The 19,268-nt window shown below is 58.2% G+C and carries 15 protein-coding genes; 5 read left to right on the top strand and 10 right to left on the bottom strand.

Annotation, left to right across the window (positions count from 1 at the left end):
- The first annotated feature begins 10 nt into the window (after positions 1 to 10).
- Positions 11 to 736, top strand: a complete 726-nt coding sequence (ugpQ, locus tag G6L97_RS17235) for a glycerophosphodiester phosphodiesterase (protein WP_019564838.1) — start codon at positions 11 to 13, stop codon at positions 734 to 736.
- 26 nt (positions 737 to 762) lie between these two features.
- On the top strand, positions 763 to 1,677 hold the full coding sequence (locus G6L97_RS17230; protein WP_065659654.1) for a TIM barrel protein: 915 nt from the start codon (positions 763 to 765) through the stop codon (positions 1,675 to 1,677).
- A gap of 78 nt (positions 1,678 to 1,755) precedes the next feature.
- On the opposite strand, the gene eglC is transcribed toward G6L97_RS17230, so the two are convergent.
- Positions 1,756 to 3,153, bottom strand: a complete 1,398-nt coding sequence (gene eglC / locus G6L97_RS17225; protein WP_065662496.1) for an endo-1,3-1,4-beta-glycanase EglC — start codon at positions 3,151 to 3,153, stop codon at positions 1,756 to 1,758.
- A 209-nt stretch (positions 3,154 to 3,362) separates the two neighbouring features.
- Here eglC and greA point away from each other — a divergent pair, with 209 nt between their 5' ends.
- Positions 3,363 to 3,845, top strand: coding sequence for a transcription elongation factor GreA (gene greA, locus G6L97_RS17220; RefSeq protein WP_065704390.1), 483 nt, complete (start codon positions 3,363 to 3,365; stop codon positions 3,843 to 3,845).
- Positions 3,846 to 3,919: 74 nt separating this feature from the next.
- Here greA and G6L97_RS17215 read toward each other — a convergent pair whose 3' ends face one another.
- Both G6L97_RS17215 and G6L97_RS17210 read right to left on the bottom strand, forming a co-directional pair.
- On the bottom strand, positions 3,920 to 5,302 hold the full coding sequence (locus G6L97_RS17215) for an O-antigen ligase family protein (RefSeq protein ID WP_065704388.1): 1,383 nt from the start codon (positions 5,300 to 5,302) through the stop codon (positions 3,920 to 3,922).
- A gap of 136 nt (positions 5,303 to 5,438) precedes the next feature.
- Positions 5,439 to 6,776: an SGNH/GDSL hydrolase family protein gene (locus G6L97_RS17210; RefSeq protein ID WP_065704386.1), complete on the bottom strand. Its 1,338-nt coding sequence runs from the start codon at positions 6,774 to 6,776 to the stop codon at positions 5,439 to 5,441.
- A 420-nt stretch (positions 6,777 to 7,196) separates the two neighbouring features.
- On the opposite strand from G6L97_RS17210, the gene G6L97_RS17205 reads away from it, so the two are divergent.
- Positions 7,197 to 8,345, top strand: coding sequence for a glycosyltransferase family 4 protein (locus G6L97_RS17205; RefSeq protein ID WP_065704384.1), 1,149 nt, complete (start codon positions 7,197 to 7,199; stop codon positions 8,343 to 8,345).
- A gap of 55 nt (positions 8,346 to 8,400) precedes the next feature.
- The gene (locus G6L97_RS17200; protein ID WP_065704382.1) at positions 8,401 to 9,495 is read left to right on the top strand and encodes a glycosyltransferase family 4 protein; all 1,095 of its coding nucleotides are present in this window, start codon (positions 8,401 to 8,403) and stop codon (positions 9,493 to 9,495) included.
- A 38-nt stretch (positions 9,496 to 9,533) separates the two neighbouring features.
- Here the strand turns inward: G6L97_RS17200 and G6L97_RS17195 are convergent, their stop codons facing one another.
- The 7 genes from G6L97_RS17195 to G6L97_RS17165 form a co-directional block, all read right to left on the bottom strand.
- Complete coding sequence (locus G6L97_RS17195) at positions 9,534 to 10,739, bottom strand: glycosyltransferase family 4 protein (RefSeq protein ID WP_111782973.1); 1,206 nt, start codon at positions 10,737 to 10,739, stop codon at positions 9,534 to 9,536.
- Between the two features lie 88 nt (positions 10,740 to 10,827).
- Complete coding sequence (locus G6L97_RS17190) at positions 10,828 to 12,351, bottom strand: O-antigen ligase family protein (RefSeq protein ID WP_065704378.1); 1,524 nt, start codon at positions 12,349 to 12,351, stop codon at positions 10,828 to 10,830.
- Positions 12,352 to 12,420: 69 nt separating this feature from the next.
- Complete coding sequence (locus G6L97_RS17185; protein WP_065704376.1) at positions 12,421 to 13,080, bottom strand: hypothetical protein; 660 nt, start codon at positions 13,078 to 13,080, stop codon at positions 12,421 to 12,423.
- A 10-nt stretch (positions 13,081 to 13,090) separates the two neighbouring features.
- Positions 13,091 to 15,346, bottom strand: coding sequence for a polysaccharide biosynthesis tyrosine autokinase (locus G6L97_RS17180; protein ID WP_065704374.1), 2,256 nt, complete (start codon positions 15,344 to 15,346; stop codon positions 13,091 to 13,093).
- A gap of 130 nt (positions 15,347 to 15,476) precedes the next feature.
- Positions 15,477 to 16,385: a hypothetical protein gene (locus tag G6L97_RS17175; protein ID WP_065704372.1), complete on the bottom strand. Its 909-nt coding sequence runs from the start codon at positions 16,383 to 16,385 to the stop codon at positions 15,477 to 15,479.
- Positions 16,386 to 16,571: 186 nt separating this feature from the next.
- Entirely contained in the window at positions 16,572 to 17,690 is a 1,119-nt protein-coding gene (locus tag G6L97_RS17170; RefSeq protein ID WP_035199581.1) for an acyltransferase family protein, read from the bottom strand.
- A gap of 140 nt (positions 17,691 to 17,830) precedes the next feature.
- Positions 17,831 to 19,159: a hypothetical protein gene (locus tag G6L97_RS17165; protein WP_174003477.1), complete on the bottom strand. Its 1,329-nt coding sequence runs from the start codon at positions 19,157 to 19,159 to the stop codon at positions 17,831 to 17,833.
- Between the last annotated feature and the right edge of the window lie 109 nt (positions 19,160 to 19,268).

The following is a 19,268-nucleotide window of genomic DNA, read 5'->3' as shown; positions in this document are numbered from 1 at the left end:
AGGAATTTCCATGCCTAAAATCGTCTCCCATCGCGGCGCCAACCATTTTGCGCCCGAAAACACCTTTGCCGCCGCCGACCTCGCCTTACAGCAGGGAGCGGATTACATCGAGCTCGACGTGCGCGAGAGCGCGGACGGCGTGCTTTATGTCTTTCACGACGAAACGCTGGATCGTACCACCAATGGCACGGGTCCCATCGGCCACATGCTGTCGAGCGAGATCGATGCATTGGACGCCGGCAGCTGGTTCGGCGAAAACTTCAAGGGTGCGGCTGTACCGCGGCTCGATGCCTATCTCAGCCATTTGCGCGGCCGCTGCGGCGTCTATGTCGAGCTGAAATATTGCGATCCCGTCAAGGTGGCGGCACTGGTACGGAGCCTCGGCATGGTGCGCGACACCTTCTTTTTCTCTTTCTCCGAAGAAATGCGCCGGGGCCTGGCCGCCGCCGCGCCGGAATTCCGCAAGATGATGACGCTCGATATCGCCAAGTCGCCTTCGCTGGCTGCGGCTGTTCACCATGCCTCGATCATCGAGATCACACCTGCGCAGATGCGCAAGCCCGGCCTTGTCGCGGCATGCCGCAAGGCGGGTCTGGAAATCATGGTTTATTATGGCGGCGATGATGCCAACCTTCATAATGAGATCGCATTGGCCGGGGTAGACTACGTCAATATCGACCGCCCGGACCTGTTCGATACGGCGCGCCGCGCCGTACGGCAGCCTGAACTCGCATGACCTTCCTTACCCCTGGAGATGATGACATGAGCAATCTTATTGGAACCGGCTTCAACGCCAGCTCGGACGACGGTGAACTGGCCACACTCGAAAGCGATCTTCGTGCGCTTGCCGAAATTGGCTGCGACACCGTTGAAATCGCCGCAACGAGCCTTGATCTGATCGCAGGCGGTCGCATCATCGAGGAGCGCGCTCAACGGTTCGTGGCGCTCGCCAAAGAATTCGACTTCCGTTACACGGTGCACGGTCTTGTTTCGTCCAATTTCATGGACCCGGTAACGTGCCGCTACCAGATAGATGCAGCCAAGGCGCTGGCCGTCCTGTGCGATCGCATCGGCGCGGGCATCCTCGTTCAGCATGGTGGTGCCCTGCGTGCCGACCAGATCGCCGAGCGGGCCGATGCCGACAGCCGCGAGCGGGAAGCGCTTTTCGAGCTGGCGGAATTCTGCAAGCGCTATGGCGTGCGGGTCGCGCTTGAGAATATCTTCTCCACCGAACCCGGCCAATATCGTCAGACGCCTGCCGAGGTGGCCCAGACAGTTAAGGCCATCGGCCATGATAACGTCGTGGCGCTGATCGACTTTAGCCACGCCTATCTCGAATCCACCTATCGCGGGCTCGATTTCCGCGAGCAGCTTCGCGCCATGGCGCCGGTCGCCGGCCATCTGCATGTGCACGATTCCTTCGGCCGGCCGCAGGGCTTCTATCAGCCGTATTTCGACCAGGAAAATACCGCTCTCGGCATCGGCGATCTGCATATGCCGCTCGGCTGGGGAGATATCGACTGGCAGGGCATTTTCTCGGAGCTGACCTTCCTGCCGGATACTGTGCTGATGATGGAAATCGGCCGCCGCTACCGGGCCGAACAGCCCGCGAGCCTTGAAACGGCGCGTCATCTCATGTCGCTCTACACTGAGCGGATGCAGATCGCGGCTGAATGACTGAACTGAACAAGGCCCAGCCGACAGGCTGAGGTCTGAAGCGCCGGCAGTTCTGAACGCAACTGCCGGCGTTTTTCGTTACGCGGCCCAGTCGGAAAGCGAATAGGCTTTGATGTAATCGATCATCATTTGCGAACCGTCGCTGAAATCAACCGCCGACGGCGTTCCTGCCATGCCGCCGACAGCAAGATTGACGACCATATACATGGGATCGTGCATATCATCAGGCGTATCCGTCTGCGCCACGGCGACGTCGTCGAAATACCAGGTAATATGCTCCGCATCCCACAACACGCCATATGTGTGGAAACCTTCCGTGCTCGGCACGCTGACATTGTTTATGACTGATGTCTGTTCTCCCGTTGCATTGGAGTGGGTGGACATGATCAGCGTATTGGGGTTTTGCCCACGCATCTCCACGACATCGAGTTCCGGTGGCCAGGAGCCGTCCTCAGGCAAAAGCCAGAAGGCCGGCCAAGCGCCCCGGTCGGTCGGCATGTCGGCGCGCATTTCGAAATAACCATAGGTCTGGCTGAACGACGAATAGGTGTTCAGCATACCCGAGGTATAATCATAGCCCTCAACCTCGTTGGCGATCGATTGCGGGGTTTCCGCGGCGGTGATAGTCAGGACACCGTTGTTTATGCTGAAGGGATTTACCTCTGATGTGCCGGCATAAGCGGGGTTGATGTACCATTGCGCCTCGCCATTCGTCGTCAGCGAGCTTCCCTTTTCCGGTGCCCACCAATATTTGGCATCCCAAGTCCCCTGATCGCCGCTGCGAAGTGAAAGTGCATCGAATTCGTCGGCAAAGGTCTGGGTGAGGGATGATCGGTCGAGGCTGAGCTCGAACTGGTCGGCCTGAAGATCGTCGATGGTCGTTCCGGCAAGAACGACGGCCTCGCCGTTGGCGAAGTTCAGCCAGAGATTATCGCCCTGTTGGGTGGCATTGCTGACGAGCTGCTCGAAGGACGTGATGCCGTAACCGTTAAGCCGGATCGTGTCGTTGGCGCTGAAATCCATGATGAGATCGGTGCCGTTGCCGCTCGTAAAAACGAATGTATCCGCACCGCCACCGCCGATCAGCACGTCGTTACCGCCCCCGCCATCAATGGTCTGGCTGCCCGATCCGCCGGTTATGATGTTGTCCAGCTCATTTCCGAAGGCATAACGACCATCTCCGGTTACCCGCAGGTTTTCGAAATTGTCGGGCAAGGTATAACTCATCCAGGTGTCGATGGTGTCGATACCCTCCCCGGCATTTTCGACGGCGCGGTTAATGCTGGAATAGAGGTAATAAATATCGTCGCCCGTGCCGCCCGCCATTGTCACATTGACGGAACTGTCGCCCCACATGGAATCATTGCCGGCAGTGCCTGTCAGCAGCGGTCCGGAACCCGTGGCGGAAAAAAATCCGGTGGAATTGTCGCTGTAGTAGAGTGTGTCTCCAAGCGCATTCAATACTGTCCGGGCCATTGACCGTCTCCTGTCCGTTAGCGTTGGCTTTCTCACTCCTCTTGGGCAATACCCTAACAGGGCGAAAAGCCTCCTGTTAGAGCCAGAAATGAGGGGTACATGGGCGGTTTGTGTGGTGCACGCTATTGCAGCATTGCGATGGGCGGTGGCAGGATTGGACGGCAAGGGAGATGCTCAAAGCGGCATCTCACGGCAATGGAGTGCCAGAATTGAGTGTAGCCTTTACCAAGGAAGATAGTGCCGAAACCGCAGCCGAAACGGTTCTGCCGGACCGGGTGATTTCGCCTCATCCCAATCTGGTGACGGAAGCTGGGCTGAAAGCGCTGGAGCAGCAGCTGCAATTGGCGCGCGAAGCCTGCGAAACGGCCAATGCCGTCGAAGACGTCAATGAAAGACGTCGGCTTTCGGCCAATCCTCTGCGGGACATTCGGTATTTCGCGGAGCGCGTTCGCACCGCCCAGCTGATGCCGAGCCCTCCTGCTGATGGCACCGTTGCCTTCGGCAGCGTGGTAACATTCAGCCGTGATGACGGGAGGACGCAACGGTTCCGGATCGTAGGCGAGGATGAAGCCGATCCGGCCACTGGATCGATGTCTTATGTCTCCCCGGTCGCAGGAGTGTTGATGGGAAAATCTGCCGGTGATGTTGTCAGCCTGGGTGACAAAGAGATTGAAATCATCGAAGTGACCTAAAGCGCCCACTTGAAAACGGAACAAACTTTGGCAGCAAGGATGTGCGGTTTGGAGCGAGAGAACCTCACCGTAATTTACGCCGGTCGTGCCGTCGCCAAAGCGTCCTCTTCTGCCATTCCAGCCATCCGCATCATCGTATTTTTCAGAAAGAACCTGAAATCCAGATCAATGAAAGTATAGGCGAGTACGAGCCCCATATAGGCCATGAAAACGGGATTGAAATTCAGCTCTTCAAATTGATAGACGATAACGATTGCGATCGCCGAATAGGCGAAGAAACCGACTTTTCGTTTCCGGAGGATCGCGTAAACAAGCGCAAAGGCACTGAGAAGGCCAAATCCTATGCCGGACGCATAGGCCGTGGCGAGAAAGCCACTATGCGGTGTTCCGATTCTCGATATTCGCGACAGTTCTTCATATCGAGCGGTAAAACCGATGCCGAAAGGATGATGGAGCATCACCTGAAAGCCGCCAGTGAGCGTATCCCAGCGCTCCTGCGCATTGTTGCTGCTGTTGCTGTCCTCGAGAAACCGTTTTGAAAATATCTGTTCCGCAAAATCGAAAGCACCCAATGGCAAAACCGCTGCGATGACAAGGGCGGACAAGGCAAAACCAAAATAGGTGCTGAGCAGCATTTTGATGGAAAAATTTCTGATGTAGAAATAGACCCCGATCGCAAGAACGGCAAATACTCCGGACCGGTTGAGAGTAAGTGTGAAGCTCGCCAGATAGACCAGCAGAAATACGGCAAACAGCGCGGGACGTTTTTGCCTTTCGGCAAGATAGGCGACTGCCGCACCCGCCAACGCAAAGGCAGGTCCGGCTGTGTTGCCCACCGGCCAGATGCCACCCGCTTTTTCGACACGCAAAAGCAACGGGCTCAATTCGCCTTTTGCCGCAGCTGCCAGCACGGCGGTTTCATCGAACATGAAAGAGAGGCCAAGGGAGGCGAGCTGGTCGTGAATGACGATGTCCAGAAAAAGCAGGATCGTCACCGCGATGAAGCCGGCGAAGATGCCCCAGCAGAACAGCTCGAGAAGGTTCTCCTTAAACAGCATATAGGCAAAAAACAGAAAATAGACCGCGTAAAAATATGCCATCGCGGTGGTGTAAAATTCACCTTCGCCACGTTCGTCGGCAAAGACAGCCGAAAGTGCAAAAAAAATGGTTAGCGGAACGAGATAAAGCAGGATGATCGAGGGCGTCAGACAGCGAATGTAAAGCAGGGCAATAACGGGTAGCGTCATCAGGACAAGCATGTCGGTGATGTTGAGGAAGCGCAGGCCCAGATTGCTGGTCAGCACATTGCATTGAATGAAAAAGCCAATGGAAAAAACGAAGATCGCCAGAAAGAGACCGGGCACCTTTATGGTTTTTGAAGGATAAAGAGGCATCGCCAAAACGAAACCCGGCAACGGCGATTGATGCGATGCCGCCATATTTGTGCTTCTGGTCATTCCCGGCCTGTATCCTTCACTGGCGGACCTTGGTGCGGCCCTGTGGGAGAGGACGTCATCACCATGAGGCGACAGGGTGATGACGATGAATAGTGGTCTTGATGACGTTGCCGCGCAAGACAATTTTCTATGGTTTTCAGTCGCTCAGATTGCCTTTTGGCAGAGCGCCCTCAACGGCGATCACCCGCTGTATGTAAAGCGGTTCGTTGGAAACCGGCGCGCTCATGCCGAATGCCGGCATGATCCTCACATAGAAACCATATCCGCTGGGGCTGATATCAGGATCGATCGCGATGTCGTTGGCTGTCGCCCACATCCAGCCGCTATTGTCGAGGGCGTTCGCACCACCAAATTGAAGCGCGGAGCAACTGATCGTCCGGACTGCGCCGCCGCTTTTTGAAACCAGTGTGACATAGGGCGCACGCTGTCCCTCGGTATTTTTATAAAGCACTGCAAATGAAACGGTTTTGCCGATCATCGCGGCGGCCTCCGCATTGCGAAAATAACGAACCAGTGCGGCCGACTGGTTGCCATTCGCACGCAAACCGAGGCTGTGAGCGAAAGCCGGAGAAAAGGTGACTTCTGCGGCTTTTATGGCGGAACCCGACGCCGCCAGGCTCCAACCCGATGGAGCGGACCCCGTCCAATCGGTGAAATCGCCGTTGACGATAAGATTGGCGGCGGGAAGTTTTGGCCAACAAGGTGTCTGAAAGACGTTATCGGGCGCCGATCCCAGATAACAACTGAACAAGGTTCGGGCGATGAGCTGAGATCCGGCATCGTTCGGATGGACGTTGTCGCGGTAAAGCGCATGGTCCTTGCCTCTCGCTACAAATGACGCGTGTGTATCCACCAGCGTGAGGCCCGGGTGCGCTCGGGCAAGGTCAAGGATCGCATTATAGACCTTGTCGTAACCGGTGCTATCGCGCCAGGGGTTCTGGGTGGTGATGAGTTGGGGGGCACCCGGCCATTGCCATTCGATCATGCCAAGCGGTCCGAGCAGGGCGGCTCGTCCGGAGCTTAGGATACCACCCGGCGTCTCGAAACTCTGCATATTATGCCCATGATGCGTGATGCACAGGTCGGGACGCGGAATCTTCAACGCCGCCGCGCGCTGGTCCGCGAGCATGTAACCGGCCATGCCGCCGGGCAGTGCCGCAAGATAGACCGTGAGCGTTGGCCCCATGCCTGCGCGCAGCGTAACCGAATCCGCATAGGCCTTTGGCCCGGTGGGGGCGTTTGTCTGCCATTCTGCCCAGCGGTGCAGCACAACCCTTGTGTCGTGCAGATCGCCAAGCATCATGGCGAACTGCTGGAATGGTCCGGCATCGGCATAGGCGGTGCTGTCACCATTCACGAAGATCGTGGCATTCTGACCCGCAGTCAAACGCGCGCGCAAGGGTGAGAGCGCGTTCAGGGAAGGGACCATGGTGGGGATGTTTCGGGAGGTGATGCCGAGCGATACGCCGATCATGCCGGCACCTCTTCCGTTCCGGTCGTATATATGCATATGTTGCGTTTGAGCGGTGTCATCGTTCGTTCTCCTCGTCTGGCCCTAGGATAACTCCGCCGAAAGGCCGGGGGACAAAACGCAGGAAACGGGACGGCGAAAAGCAGTAAAATTATACGTCACGAATTTTTCTTCGATCTCTTTTAAAATATATAGATAGAATATTTTTCTTTTAATTTACGTATATCGGATTCTTATCCGCATAAAGGTTTGAATGTTATTTTTTCTAACCACAATCAAGCATTGTTGTTCTTATACTGAAATTGCCGGTGAAAATATCCCTGCCGTTGGCAAGTGCACTCGTCATTTTCACGGGCTGTCCATTCATGCCCGCAATTTAGGGCAATGGCAACTTGGGTGCTCTGATACTTCACAGGTGATGTCATGACATCCGCTCTATTTGTCAGTCACACAGGAGAGAAGGGTGGCGCCGAGCTTTTTCTGACGGACCTCGTCAAGGCCGGACCGCATTCCTGGCGAGCTTGTTTTCTCAGTGGCGGTGGTGCTGCTGATGATCTGGCAGCGGCCGGGAGGCCTCCGGTCATGTTATCCGCTGGCGAAAAAATGCTGTCGATCCGCCGTGACTCACCGTTTGGCGCAATGCTGCGTGGCGCGGCCGATGTTGTCGCCGTCGCTTGGCAATTGAGCCAGCAGGCGAGACATTACGACGTAATCTGCGCCAATTCGCAGAAGGCGCTGTTCGTTTGCGCGCTTGCCGCGAAACTCAGCCGCCGCCCACTTGTCTGGGTTTTGCACGATATAGTCACCGATCCCGCATTCAGCTCCGCCAATCGCCATGCCTCGCTGGCATTCGCGCGCCTTTTCGCAAGGCTGGTGGCCGTCAATTCGCAGGAAACCGGCCGGGCTTTCGTTGAAGCCGGCGGGCAGGCAGAAAAGGTCCGCATCGTTTATAACGGCTTCGACCCCGCAAAGGCTGTGGCCCACGATCCCGGCAGAGCTACGCGGTTGCGTATGGAATTGGGCCTTGGTCCTGAACCGCTTGTCGGATTGTTCGGCCGGCTGAGCGAATGGAAGGGGCAACACGTCTTTCTGGACGCGATCGCGGCGATGGATGGCGTTCAGGCCGTCATCGTTGGCGGAGCGCTATTCGGGCAGGACGCCTATGAGACGCGCATCCGCGAGCAGGCATCCCGTCTCGGTCTGGATGGTCGTGTCCGCTTCCTCGGTTTCCGGTCGGATGTACCAGAGCTGATGGCATCGATGGATGCCGTTGCCCACACCTCTGTTGTCGCCGAACCGTTCGGGCGGGTGGTGGTGGAGGCCATGATGTGCGGGCGGCCAGTTGTCGCTACACGCGGTGGTGGGGTTACCGAAATCATTAGGGACGGCGAAACGGGTCTTCTGGTGCCGCCGGGCGACGCATCGGCGCTTGCGGCAGCACTAGGCTGCATCCTGTCGCAGCCGGCTCTGGCGGAAAGGCTGGCGCAGCAGGGCCGCGAGGATGTGAGCCGGCGTTTTTCGCTGGAGGAGACCTGCCGGTCCGTTTCCGCTTTGCTGTCGGAAGCAGTGTGAGGGGCCTCTTGGCGATCAATTCGGGCAGAAAGTGCAGGCAAGCGGAAGGGTCAGGATGCGTATTCTCGTAAACATGCCGAGCCAGTATGGCGGCAAACCTTCCGGCGTCGCCCGCGTGACCTTCAGCCTGCTGGAGCGGCTGCTGGATCAGACGCGGGACGACTACATCCTGCGCTCTCCCTGGACGCGGGCACAGCTGCCCGAAAACCTGCGCGAAAGCCGCCTTCAGCTGATTGAGACGCCGCGGCCGCGTATCATGGTGTTTGATGTGCTGCGTCAGGCTATGACGTTGCCGGCACTTTGCCGCAAGCTCGGCATCGATGTGCTGTTCAACGCCGATCCCTTCGGAAGTCCCAGCGGCGGCAAACGGCGCGTCACCCTGGTTCACGATCTTTATTTCAAGACCATCCCCGAACAGATCGGCTGGCGGGCGACGTTGACGACGGATTTGATCTTTCGACTGATGATGGCTGGTTCGAACCGGATCACCTGCGTATCGGAAGCGACGCGAAAGGATCTGGCGCAGTTTTATCCATCGGCTGCTGGAAAAAGCCTGACTATCCATTCTGACAGCACCCTGAATGTCGATCTAGCGAGTTTAAACGGCCCGCCGCCAGTTGCCGCGCCCTACATACTGGCGGTCGGAAACGCGACGTCGAATAAAAACTTTTCGCTTCTGGGCAAGGCTTTTGCCGTGATTGGCAAGGTTAGGCCTGATTTGCACGTCGTGCATGTTGGCCGCGACGATGCCGAGGAAATCGGCAGCGTGCTCGATGATCCGGAGCTGAAGGCGCGACTGATCCGGCTTTCCGGCATAGACGACCATCAACTGGCAGACCTTTACCGCCACGCCGCCTGCCTTTGCGTGCCTTCCACATATGAAGGGTTCTGCCTGCCGGTGCTGGAGGCGCAGCAACTGGGGTGTCCGGTCGTCTGCTCCAACCGTTCCGCAACGCCGGAGATCGCCGGAAAGGGCGCACTCACCTTCGATCCCGCGGACTCTGACAGCCTTGTCGCGGCACTTGAGCGGCTTTTTCGGGAGCCGGATCTGGCAAGCGATCTTCGCCAGGCTGGTTATGAAAACCGCAAGCTGTATTCATGGCAGAAGGCGGCGGAAAGCTATGCGCAGATTTTCCATGAACAGACCTGACGTCTAGAAGTCATGTCCCCGGGGTGAAATCTTACGGCTCATGCCCTGATGCCGCTGCGCAGCTCCGAATAGAGAGCTTCGTATGCCCCGATTACCCGTTCGGGCGCGACGCCCTGCGAAATGCGCGCTTTGGTTTCCGGTGTTTCCGCGAGAATGGCGGGGTTGCGCATCGCGTTAGTCATGCGGGCGGCAAGCTCGGCGGCGCTGCCCGGCGTGAAAAGGCGTTCCGGCCGGTCCCGACCGATCTGTTCGGCGACACCGGCGAGATTGGCGCCGAGAACCGGCACACCGCGTAGAATAGCTTCAGCGACAGTGCGCCCGAAAGCCTCTGGCCAGAGTGGTGGAACGATCAGACAATCTATACCGGCGAAGAAACTATCGGCGTCCACGTAGCCGGGAAATTCGACCGGAAGGTTGGCGGTTTTTTGCTCGTAGGCTTCGATGCCGCCCGGCGCGCGACCCGCCATGACCAGTCGCCAGCCCTTCGGCGGCAGGAGCGGCAGCGACTCGATCAGGAGATCTGCACCCTTGGGCGCCTCGATGCGGCCCAGATAGCCGAAAACAAGCGGGTCCCCAGGCGCGCGTGGAATGCGCTGTGTCTGTGAAGCTGGCGGCGCGATGGCATTCCAGATGACCGTGCGGCGGCTTTCCGGTACATGGGTGAAAAAGCCGGCCTGCACATGGCGCTCGACAATATCGTGGCCGACACCGGCGACAGCGTCGACGGCGCATTGGCAACGCCGGTGCAGGTAAGAGAAGGCGCGGCATTTTTTGCTGGTGCCGTCGCAGATGTGCCCGTCGTGAAACAGGGAGCCGTTGGTGCACATGCTGGTGAAATCGTGCAGGGAATGGACGAGCGGAATGCCGCGCTTGCGGATCATCGGCCAGATCAGCGGTGTCAGCTCCGACAGCGAATGGGTGTTGACGACATCAGGCCGGAAATCATCGATGACGCGGGCAAGCCGGCGCAGGAGACCCGGATCCAGCTGCACGGCGATCTTGTAGTATTTTCGCTTCCATCCGGGTTGCTCTTCCCAGTCCCCGATAAAAAACGGCGTGGTATGTCCGAGGCGGTAAACGGCAAAATCATCCCGCAGCTCCACGGCCTGTTGTTTGCGTGAGATCGCCGCCACCGCTACCGTGTGTCCATTCTCCGCCAGCCCGCGCGCTAGGTCTTCCATGAATATCTCCGCGCCGCCGACCCGGTCCGGAGAAAACAGCGACGTTATTTGCAATATCCGCATGCCCAAATTCTCGCGTCTTTGTGTGGTTTGTAATCGTTACAACTATTGCGCATCAGCGAAATGATGGCTGCTGCCCATCCGGACTGATCTAGGCCGGCATTGCGGGATCGCTTGGAGATGGTTCGCGCCGCCGCGAACGGTCCCGTCCAACCCCTGGGGGGTTGAGACAAAGCGTGACGACGGGCGCAAGGAATACGGCGTAAGCCATTGCGAAGCCGGGGATCTGCAGCGAAAAATCGAGTGTCGAATGCAATGCGACGAGCAGCAGCCCGGCAAGCCCGAGATGGGAGGCGTAACGGTAGTTTTTGCGTTTGCGCGCCCCGCGAATAAAAATGGCGAGTTGGACGAGCACGAAAAAAGCCGCATAAAATGGAAATGCGAGGCCGAGCGTCAGCAGTCCCTCGGCATAGACATTGTGGGCGTGGGTGACGATGGCGTCCACCCCGCATTGCGCCGCATGATAGGGCGCGTAGGTTTCCGTAAAACTTGCTAGGCCGGTTCCCCAAGGCCAGCTGTCAGAAATGGCACGCGCGATGCCCGGCATGTAGCAGAAGCGCATGTCGTCTTCCAATCGCGTTTCCATGCGAAGCGCCACGCGATTGGCGAAGAGCAGGAACAGGCCAAGCGTAATGGCGAGCACGATCGCCGCGCGGCGCTTCGTGCCGCGCCGCTTGCGACGCAGGGCAGCCGCGTTGCGGCCTGTTTTGATGGGTGAGTTGAAGACGGTCAGAAGAATGAGGAAACTCAGTGCCGCAAAGCTTGATGCGATGCCGGCGCGCGATCCGGTCAGCATCAGGGCGATGAAGCAAAAGGCAGTGAGCACGCCGATGAAGGCGGCCTTGCGGATGAGGCGTTTCTGGCCGACTGGAACGGTCAGGCGATTTGCCACCAGCGCCCTGACCATTCCCCAGTCTGGAGCTGTCAGCCGTTTGTGCAGCATCACGACGAGGGTCAGGAGAATGAGACCGAAGAAGGTGGCGGCGGTATTACGGTTGACGAAAAGGCCGGTCAGGCTGCCGAGATAGAAGCGCTTCTGAATGAAGCCGAGTGTTTCTGGAAAAAGCAGAAATTGCACGATTGACAACAGTGCCAGCCATCCGCCGGCAATTGCGAACCATCGCAGCGCTTTTGCCGCGCGCTCGTCGGTATCGAAAATGACGAGGCCGGCCATGAAGGCGCCGAAGGGCAGGGCGGCGCTTAACAGGCCGAGCCAATCATCCGCCGGGGTGAGCGAAACCGTGGCGTCGGGGGCGAACTGCACAAACATGGCGGCGGTCGACCAGGCGGGATTGGGTGGAGCAATACCCGGCACAGATGATTGCAGCCACATCTGGATGATGAGTGCCCCCAGCAAAAGGCAGGTCGCCACAAGCGCCACGCTTGCACCAGCCCGGGGCTGCCCGAACAACAGGATGGCGGGCACGAGCAACAAATAAATTGCAACGGTGACGACGATACGGCTCTCGATTTCAGTTGCGCCGCGATTGAGAAGCGCAAGCAGGAAGATAGCCCAGAAGATGACTATGGCGGCCGTCCGAAAATAGTCTGGAAACGCAACCGGTCGCGGTGGCGATGAGGATAGCGGTTCTGATTGGGCTTCGATGGACGACATTGGCTTTCGGCTTTGCAATAACTGTTGCTGCGACGATGTCTAAGGTAGAGGACGAGGCAGGCCGCTATGTCACGGAAGCGGCATGGTGCGTTTCATGCCGGCCTGCGGCTGCTGCGGACAGATCTTCCGCAGGGTCCAGCGCAGGATTTCCCCCTCCTTCCCGCAGACGACTGCCGTGTCCGCATTGCGGGCCGCATCGGCCTGAGGCAGTGTGTCTTTTGGAAATTGCTGCCACATCACGAAGCGCCCGCGTATCAGGTTGGCGTCTGCAGGCCCGTAAAGTTGGGAAAAATTCATCAGAACGGCGATTTCCATTGGCGAGGCGTTACGCAGCGAACGAACCATGGCAAGACGCAGCCACACATCGCCATTTGCAGGCAAACAGGAGAGCGCGTGACGAATATAGCTTTCGGCAAAGCCGAGACGCGCCGTACCGGCCTCCGACGTCGCATCTTGGCCATTTGCATCGAGATCTGCGAGAACGAGCCGTAACCCGGCCTTGACGATATCCGAACGGCAGATTTTCTCCGCAACGACGGGGTGCAGCCCATCGACCGTCTTCGCCAGAAGATCGTGCGCCAGGCCGCTTTTGTCGTCGGCAATTCTTGCCAAGGCGACGACATCGGAAAACCGCCGAGTTTCGGAAAACGCCTGTGCGGCGACGGATAAAACAAACACGGAAAGGATGAGAACCGGCACGACCGCGAAGAATTTACGCAGGCCCGCCATTCCGTCCCGCCTAATCATGGTAATATCGCGTGTAGCGCGCGTGATAATATTCGCTTGAACCGTAAGCCCGGTAAAGCTTCAGCTTTTCCGTGTCCACCTTGTTGAGGATGACACCGAGACACTTCTTGCGGATCTGGACTTCGTTTTCAATTGTATTGCGTACCGCCCTGCGGGCGGTTTTGCCCCACTCTGTGACGAAGACGAAACCGTCGATTCGGCCGGCCATCGCGCGGGCGTCCACCACCGGCCCGAGAGGCGGCAGATCGACGATGATGTAGTCGAAGAGACTGCTCGCTTCGGCCAGCAATTTGTACATTTGCGCCGATGTCAGCAGCTCGGAGGAGTGCGGTACGCGCTGCTTGACGACCGTTGGCAGGAAAGCGAGCCGCGTCTTTTCGTCGTGCAGCAGCACATCGCGCATATTGCGGCCTTCTAACAGCACTTCGAGCAGGCCTTCTGCAGCATGGCGCCCCAAAGCGCGCGTGGCGCCCGGGTTGCGAATATCCGCATCCAGCAGAAGAACCCTTGCTCCTTGTCCGGCCAGAAGCTGAGCCAGATTGATGGAGATCGTCGATTTGCCCTCGCTCGGCAACGCCGATACGACGCCCACCACCCGCGCGCCGGTTTTCGGGGGAATGCCAAGATCTATCGCAAGCCGTGTGCTGCGCAGCGTTTCGGCGAAGGACGATAGCGGGTGATCGACAGTGTAGCGGGCAACGCTGGACGGGCGTGTGGCGGTAGGCGGCCCCTCCTGTCCCTTTGGCAACACATCCGTGCCCGGCTTGTTCTGGACGAGCGGGGTGTTGCCCAGAAATTCCAGCCCGAGAACGTCGCGAACCTGTTCTCCGGTGCGGAAGAAACGGTCGCGGAACTCGCGAAACATGGCGATGCCACCGCCGGCCGCGGCGCCCATGATCATGAACAGCGCCAAAAGTAGCGGTTTGTTCGGTTTGCTTGGAATGTTGGGCGGAACTGCCCTCGAAATCACGCGTGCTTCCGTTACGGGGAAGGATTGCTGCTGCATCGCTTCCTGATAACGCTGCAGGAAGGTCTGATACATGTTCTTGTAAGTTTCCGCCTCACGCTGCAATTCGCGGAGCTGAACCTGGGTCTGGCTGGCCGAGTTGCTGACGCTGGTAGCCTTGGCAACGCTCTCCGCAAGTGATTTCTCTCTTGCTTCCGAAACCTCCAAATCGCTCTTGTAACTTTGCGCAATACGGCTGATTTCCTGGAACATCAGCCGGCGGTATTCTTGCATTTCGTTGCGCAGACGCACCGCCTGAACATGGTTGCTGCCAAGCCTGCGGGTGATTTCCGTTTCGATCTTCGAGGATTCGAGATATTTCTTGCGCAGATCGTTCGCGACCGAGCTCTCGAGAATATCGGTGACGACGGCGTCGACATCGTCTGTGGCAAGGATATGTTCGATGCGTTGTACCCGCGCTCGCGACCTCGCCGTTTCCGACTGCGCCAGAATAAGCGCGCTGTTGGACTCGGCCAGTTGCTGATCGGAAAGCAGGCCGTTATTGCCGGTCTCGATCAAGCCGTGTTCAGCGCGAAATTTCTGTACGGCAAGGTCGGTGTCGAGTGCCCGCTGACGCAACTCGGCAATACGGTCGGACAACCAGTCGCTGGCCCGCTTCGTCGCCTCGTATTTGGAGTTCAGCTTGTCCACCAGATAGGCCGACGCCACCGCATTGACGATCTGGGCGGCTAGAACCGGTGATGTCGAGTTGTAGGTCAGTTCCAGCGCGTAGGTCCGGCCGATACGCTTGACGCTGAGACCGTCCAGCAGCCGGTCCGACAGCGCCCGCTTCAGGGTGCCGTCATCGATGACGGTCTCTTTCGCCGGTGAGAACCATTGCGAAACGTTGACGAGCGAACGGATGGTGCCGAATATCGAACTCAGAAGCGAGGCGCGGTTTGCCCTGAATTCCTGATTTTCCGTCAGGTTCAAACTGTCGACGACGGCAATCCCGATGGTTTCCGATTGCAGGACCTCGACCTGGCTGAGAATGGAAGCCTCGTCCTCCACGACGCCGCCGATTGTCGAAAGCTGCTCGACGACCTGGCTGTTGTTGCGGTCGATCAAAAGGGTAGCCGAAGCTGAATAGATCGGAACGGCCGTCGCGGCGTAAGCGAGACCGATTGTCCCGGCAATGGCGACTGCCGCGAGAACGACGCGCCACTGTCGGCGGACCGTGGCAAGAACGGCGTCTATATCGATAAAGTCGGCTGTAAATCCGCTTTTGTCGATATCGGCCATAGTCAGGGGATCGTGCCTTTGCAACAACTGTCAGCCTCGCTCTTTTTGGCGGGCGTGGCACCCGCCAAGTCTCGGTTGCATGGTAGGACAGGCGGCCGCCATTCCCGCAGGAAGGGCGGCAAAACCGGGTTCAAACGGGACTTGTGCTGACTGGCGTGCTGGTGCTGCCGGTTGAAAGGGGCGCGGCAAAGAAGTTGTTGGTTGTGGTGGTTCCGCCGCTGCCGGTGCTGCCACCGCTGCCGCCACCGCCAACCGGTGCGGCTCCGCCGCCGGCCTGTGCCGTACCTGCTGGTGAGCCCGCCGCTCCCGAGCCGCCAATGCTGTTGCCGCTTGCAGGTGAAGAGCCAGCCCCACCGATCGGTGAGGCAGCAGCTGCAGCTGCCGCAGGCGCTGCCGGACCCGCCGCCGTTCCCTGAATATTTTCGCTAAAGGCGATCAGAAGATCGGAGGGCACGCCGACACCCTTGGTCTGCAACTGGATTGCGGCGGCAAGTATCGTGTTGCCCCTCTGCATCGCCGTAGAATAGGCGAGTGCCAGACCTTCGCCGACAACTTCGGAGAAGTCCTTGTTGCCGACCTTCTGGGCCAGTGCGACGATGGTGGGCAACTGGCTGGAGTCGCTCAGGATCAGGCCAGAAAGCTGTTCGGAGAACTGCGCCGCGCTGGTGGAAACGGCAATGATCGGAAAGCCGTTCGTCACCTTTCCCGCCATGTCGGCGTTTGCCGCATCGGTGCTGGAAGCGATGCCGGCCAGATCCTTGACCGTTGCCTGCGTCGGAGACTGCTTGAACAGTTCCGCGGCAGCAAGGGAAACCGTGTCCGGATTGGAGCTGTTAACGCGAGCCAGAAATGCGGCGTTGGTTTCGTCGGCGGCCTTTACGGGTGCGCCAGTTGTCGCAGTCTGTACCGGCGGCGTCTGCTGCCCGGCAGCTGGCGGCGCTGGTTCCACGTTCTGGGCGTTGGCGACTGCGGAAAAAAGACCGAGGCTGGTGATCAATACCGCACCAGTGAGCGCCGAGCCAATACGAAGGCGGGACATCACAACTCTCCAAATTTTTAAAAAATACGATTTTAAGTAAGCTGAAATGCTGAATATGGTTATCCAACATCTAAAATTTTCTTTTTAAATCGCACAGCCTTAGCTAACGATCAAGTGCTAAAATAAACTTGTGAACGGAACTTCGGGGTATACTTAACAGCAGACACGCGGACTTTTCTCTGGGCGTCAGGACACGGCGACTTTTCGCCGGGGTGTTATCAGCCGGTCACGAAGCCAGATATTTGCGGGCGTTTCGACAAGGACGTGAAATGCGTGGGCGATGGCGATGGTGCTGGCGACGACGATGAGATAGACGACATTTTTCCACTCCTGCGGCCAGGTGATGCCGCCGGAAGCAACTAGGAATGCCCGAAAGATGAACGGGTGCAGCAGGTAAAGCGCGTAGGAGGAATCGCCCAGTTTCGCCAGTGGCTGCGCAAAACGGGGCAGGGAGATGCCCCTGGTCAGGGTTGCCGCGGCCATCAGGAAAATCGCGCCACCGCCAAAAACGAGCAGCCGGGTATAGGAATAACAGCCCGGATTGCATTGGAATTCGAACCTTTTCAGATCGATAAGCGTCCAGATCGCCACGCCGCAAAGGGCCACCGCAATCCCCAGCAAGGGCGGCAGGCGCACGCCGCGCAGGAAAAGCACGGCGAGCAACATTCCCGCCACGAACTCCAGAATGATGGGCTGAAACCAGAAACTAAACGGCAAGGCGAGACTGAAGTTGGAGCCGATGAGCACTGCGGCGAGCAGCACAGCCGCTGTTGTCAGCACGGCGCGTTCCAGCGGCAAGAAGATAAAAACCGCGAATACGACATAAAAAAACATCTCGTAATTCAGCGTCCAGCCCAGATCGATGATTGGAAACGGATAAGCGTCACCATAACCCATGCTGTCATAGGGAATGAAGAGGTAGGAGGTTAGGACGGCCTGCAAGGACGGGAAGGCCTTGGCGCTGAGAAGAACGGCGACCGCGGCCATGGCGAGCCGCATGGTCAACACGAACCAGTAAAGAGGAAGGATGCGGAGAAGCCGGCGCACAAGAAAGGCCGAGCGCCCTCCCTCCGCTGCGAAATACGGCCGGGAGGCATAAACGATGACAAAGCCGGAAATGACGAAAAACAGATCTACGCCCGCACCCAGCCTCAGGAGATGGAGGTTGACGAGCGAGAACTCCCAGTTCACCTGCGCGTGCAGCGCAACAATCATGATTGCCGCCAGGGCGCGCATCATTTGAAGAATATCGAGACGCTGCGCCCCGGAAACAGGCGCTTTTTCAATTTTTTGCATCGTCATCATCTATAAAAAGAAAAAATTTATACAGTAATATTTTGCGCTCGCAGCAGCGAGCAAAAGTGCTCTATTTCAGAAGGCTATCATGCAATAGGCTGACACGATATATAAAATTTGTCGGCCGGAAATTTTCGCCCGCACGCCGTTCAGAAAACCTCCAGCACCGTAAGCTGGTCGCTGACGGAAAGCCGGTATTGCCCACCTTCCTTTGCGATCACCCGCTGGCTTACGGAACCGTCATCGCCGAACCGGTGCGCGATGACTTGGCTATGCGGGCCGGTTACCGAAAAGGCCATTGCACGTTCGGCTGGCGGATTTTCGATCCGCGCCGGCCATTGCCAGCCGCGTATGCCAAGCCACACCGGGGCGAGCAGCGCGCCGTCTGGTCTTGTCAGGCGCAGGGAAAACCTTTCGGAATCATCGTTGAGGAAAGCGAGGCTGCGTTCCGCTGGCTCTGTTTGTCGACTTGCCTTGCAAAGCGCAAGAAGGGCACGAACGGCCCCGTACGCAGGGGTCCGGCTCAGATCGTGGCGCAGCAGGCCGAAGGACGATTCCGGATTTGTCTCGTCTTCGGCAAAGCTGGAGACCATTTCATAGATATAAGCCCGGCGGATGCCGCTGATGAAGGACCACAGGAGCGTGCGCGGCATGTAGCGCGCCTTGATGCCTTCGGTGACGGGAAAATGGAAGGTCTTCGGTTGCAGTGAGGTGTGGTACCCGATCTCAGTGGCGAGCACCGGCCGGCCGGCTGCTATATGCGCCGAGGCCGCGACAGATTTGGAGAGCGCCCCCGGCCCAGTCGTTTCGGGATGTTCCATTCCGGCGTAGGGGTGAATATTGCCGAAGTCGCATACGTTCTGCAGGTTTAGCGCCAGCGCCGTATTCGCCTGGACATAGCTTGGCGCGACAAGCGGTACGTTGCTCACGGCCGGAGTTGAGCGGATCGTTGCAAAAAGTGCAGCCTGATGCTCTGCCGAAATGCGCGGCGCATTGGCCGGGTCTTTCGTCAGCGTCGGTTCATTGCTGCCTTCGAAAACTTCGATGCCGCCGTCGCACCAGTCGTAGAAATCGGCAATCCTGTTCAGTGGCGTTGAGACGTAGGGGTTGAGATTGTCGTAACAGATGATCGTGAGGCGAACGTTGGCCGCCACAATCCTGCGCAGGCGCTGGAAAGCCGGGCTGTTGCGGCTGTCCCTTGCGGTAATCAGTCCATCGTCACGCAGGTGGCCCACACCAAGCGCTTCCAGTTCAGGCAGGATGCGCTCGAAGCTTTCCGGATAAATGCCGTTCGTGCGGGCGAAATGGCCACACACGCCCACACTGTCCAAAAAGGCTTCCGTGCTGGCCGAAAAAACGGATTGAGTCTGCGCGAAAGCGGGGCGCACACCCGTGGCGGCAACCAGTGCGAAAGGTGCGGCTGAAAGCAGGCCGCGCCGTGTCAGGTGGCCCATGGTGACCGGCTGTTTTCCGTTCATCTGCGTCTCCTGGTCATTCCGGCGAGATTATAAAAAGCAGCCGCGATCATATCGTCGGCGCCTCTCAAGATGTCAGATTGTCCTGGAAGTTTTCGCCATCAAATCCATG

This window comes from Agrobacterium tumefaciens (assembly GCF_013318015.2).
Taxonomy (GTDB): domain Bacteria; phylum Pseudomonadota; class Alphaproteobacteria; order Rhizobiales; family Rhizobiaceae; genus Agrobacterium; species Agrobacterium tumefaciens.
Note: the sequence above shows the minus strand (reverse complement) of the source record. Positions and strands in the feature narration are given on the sequence as shown.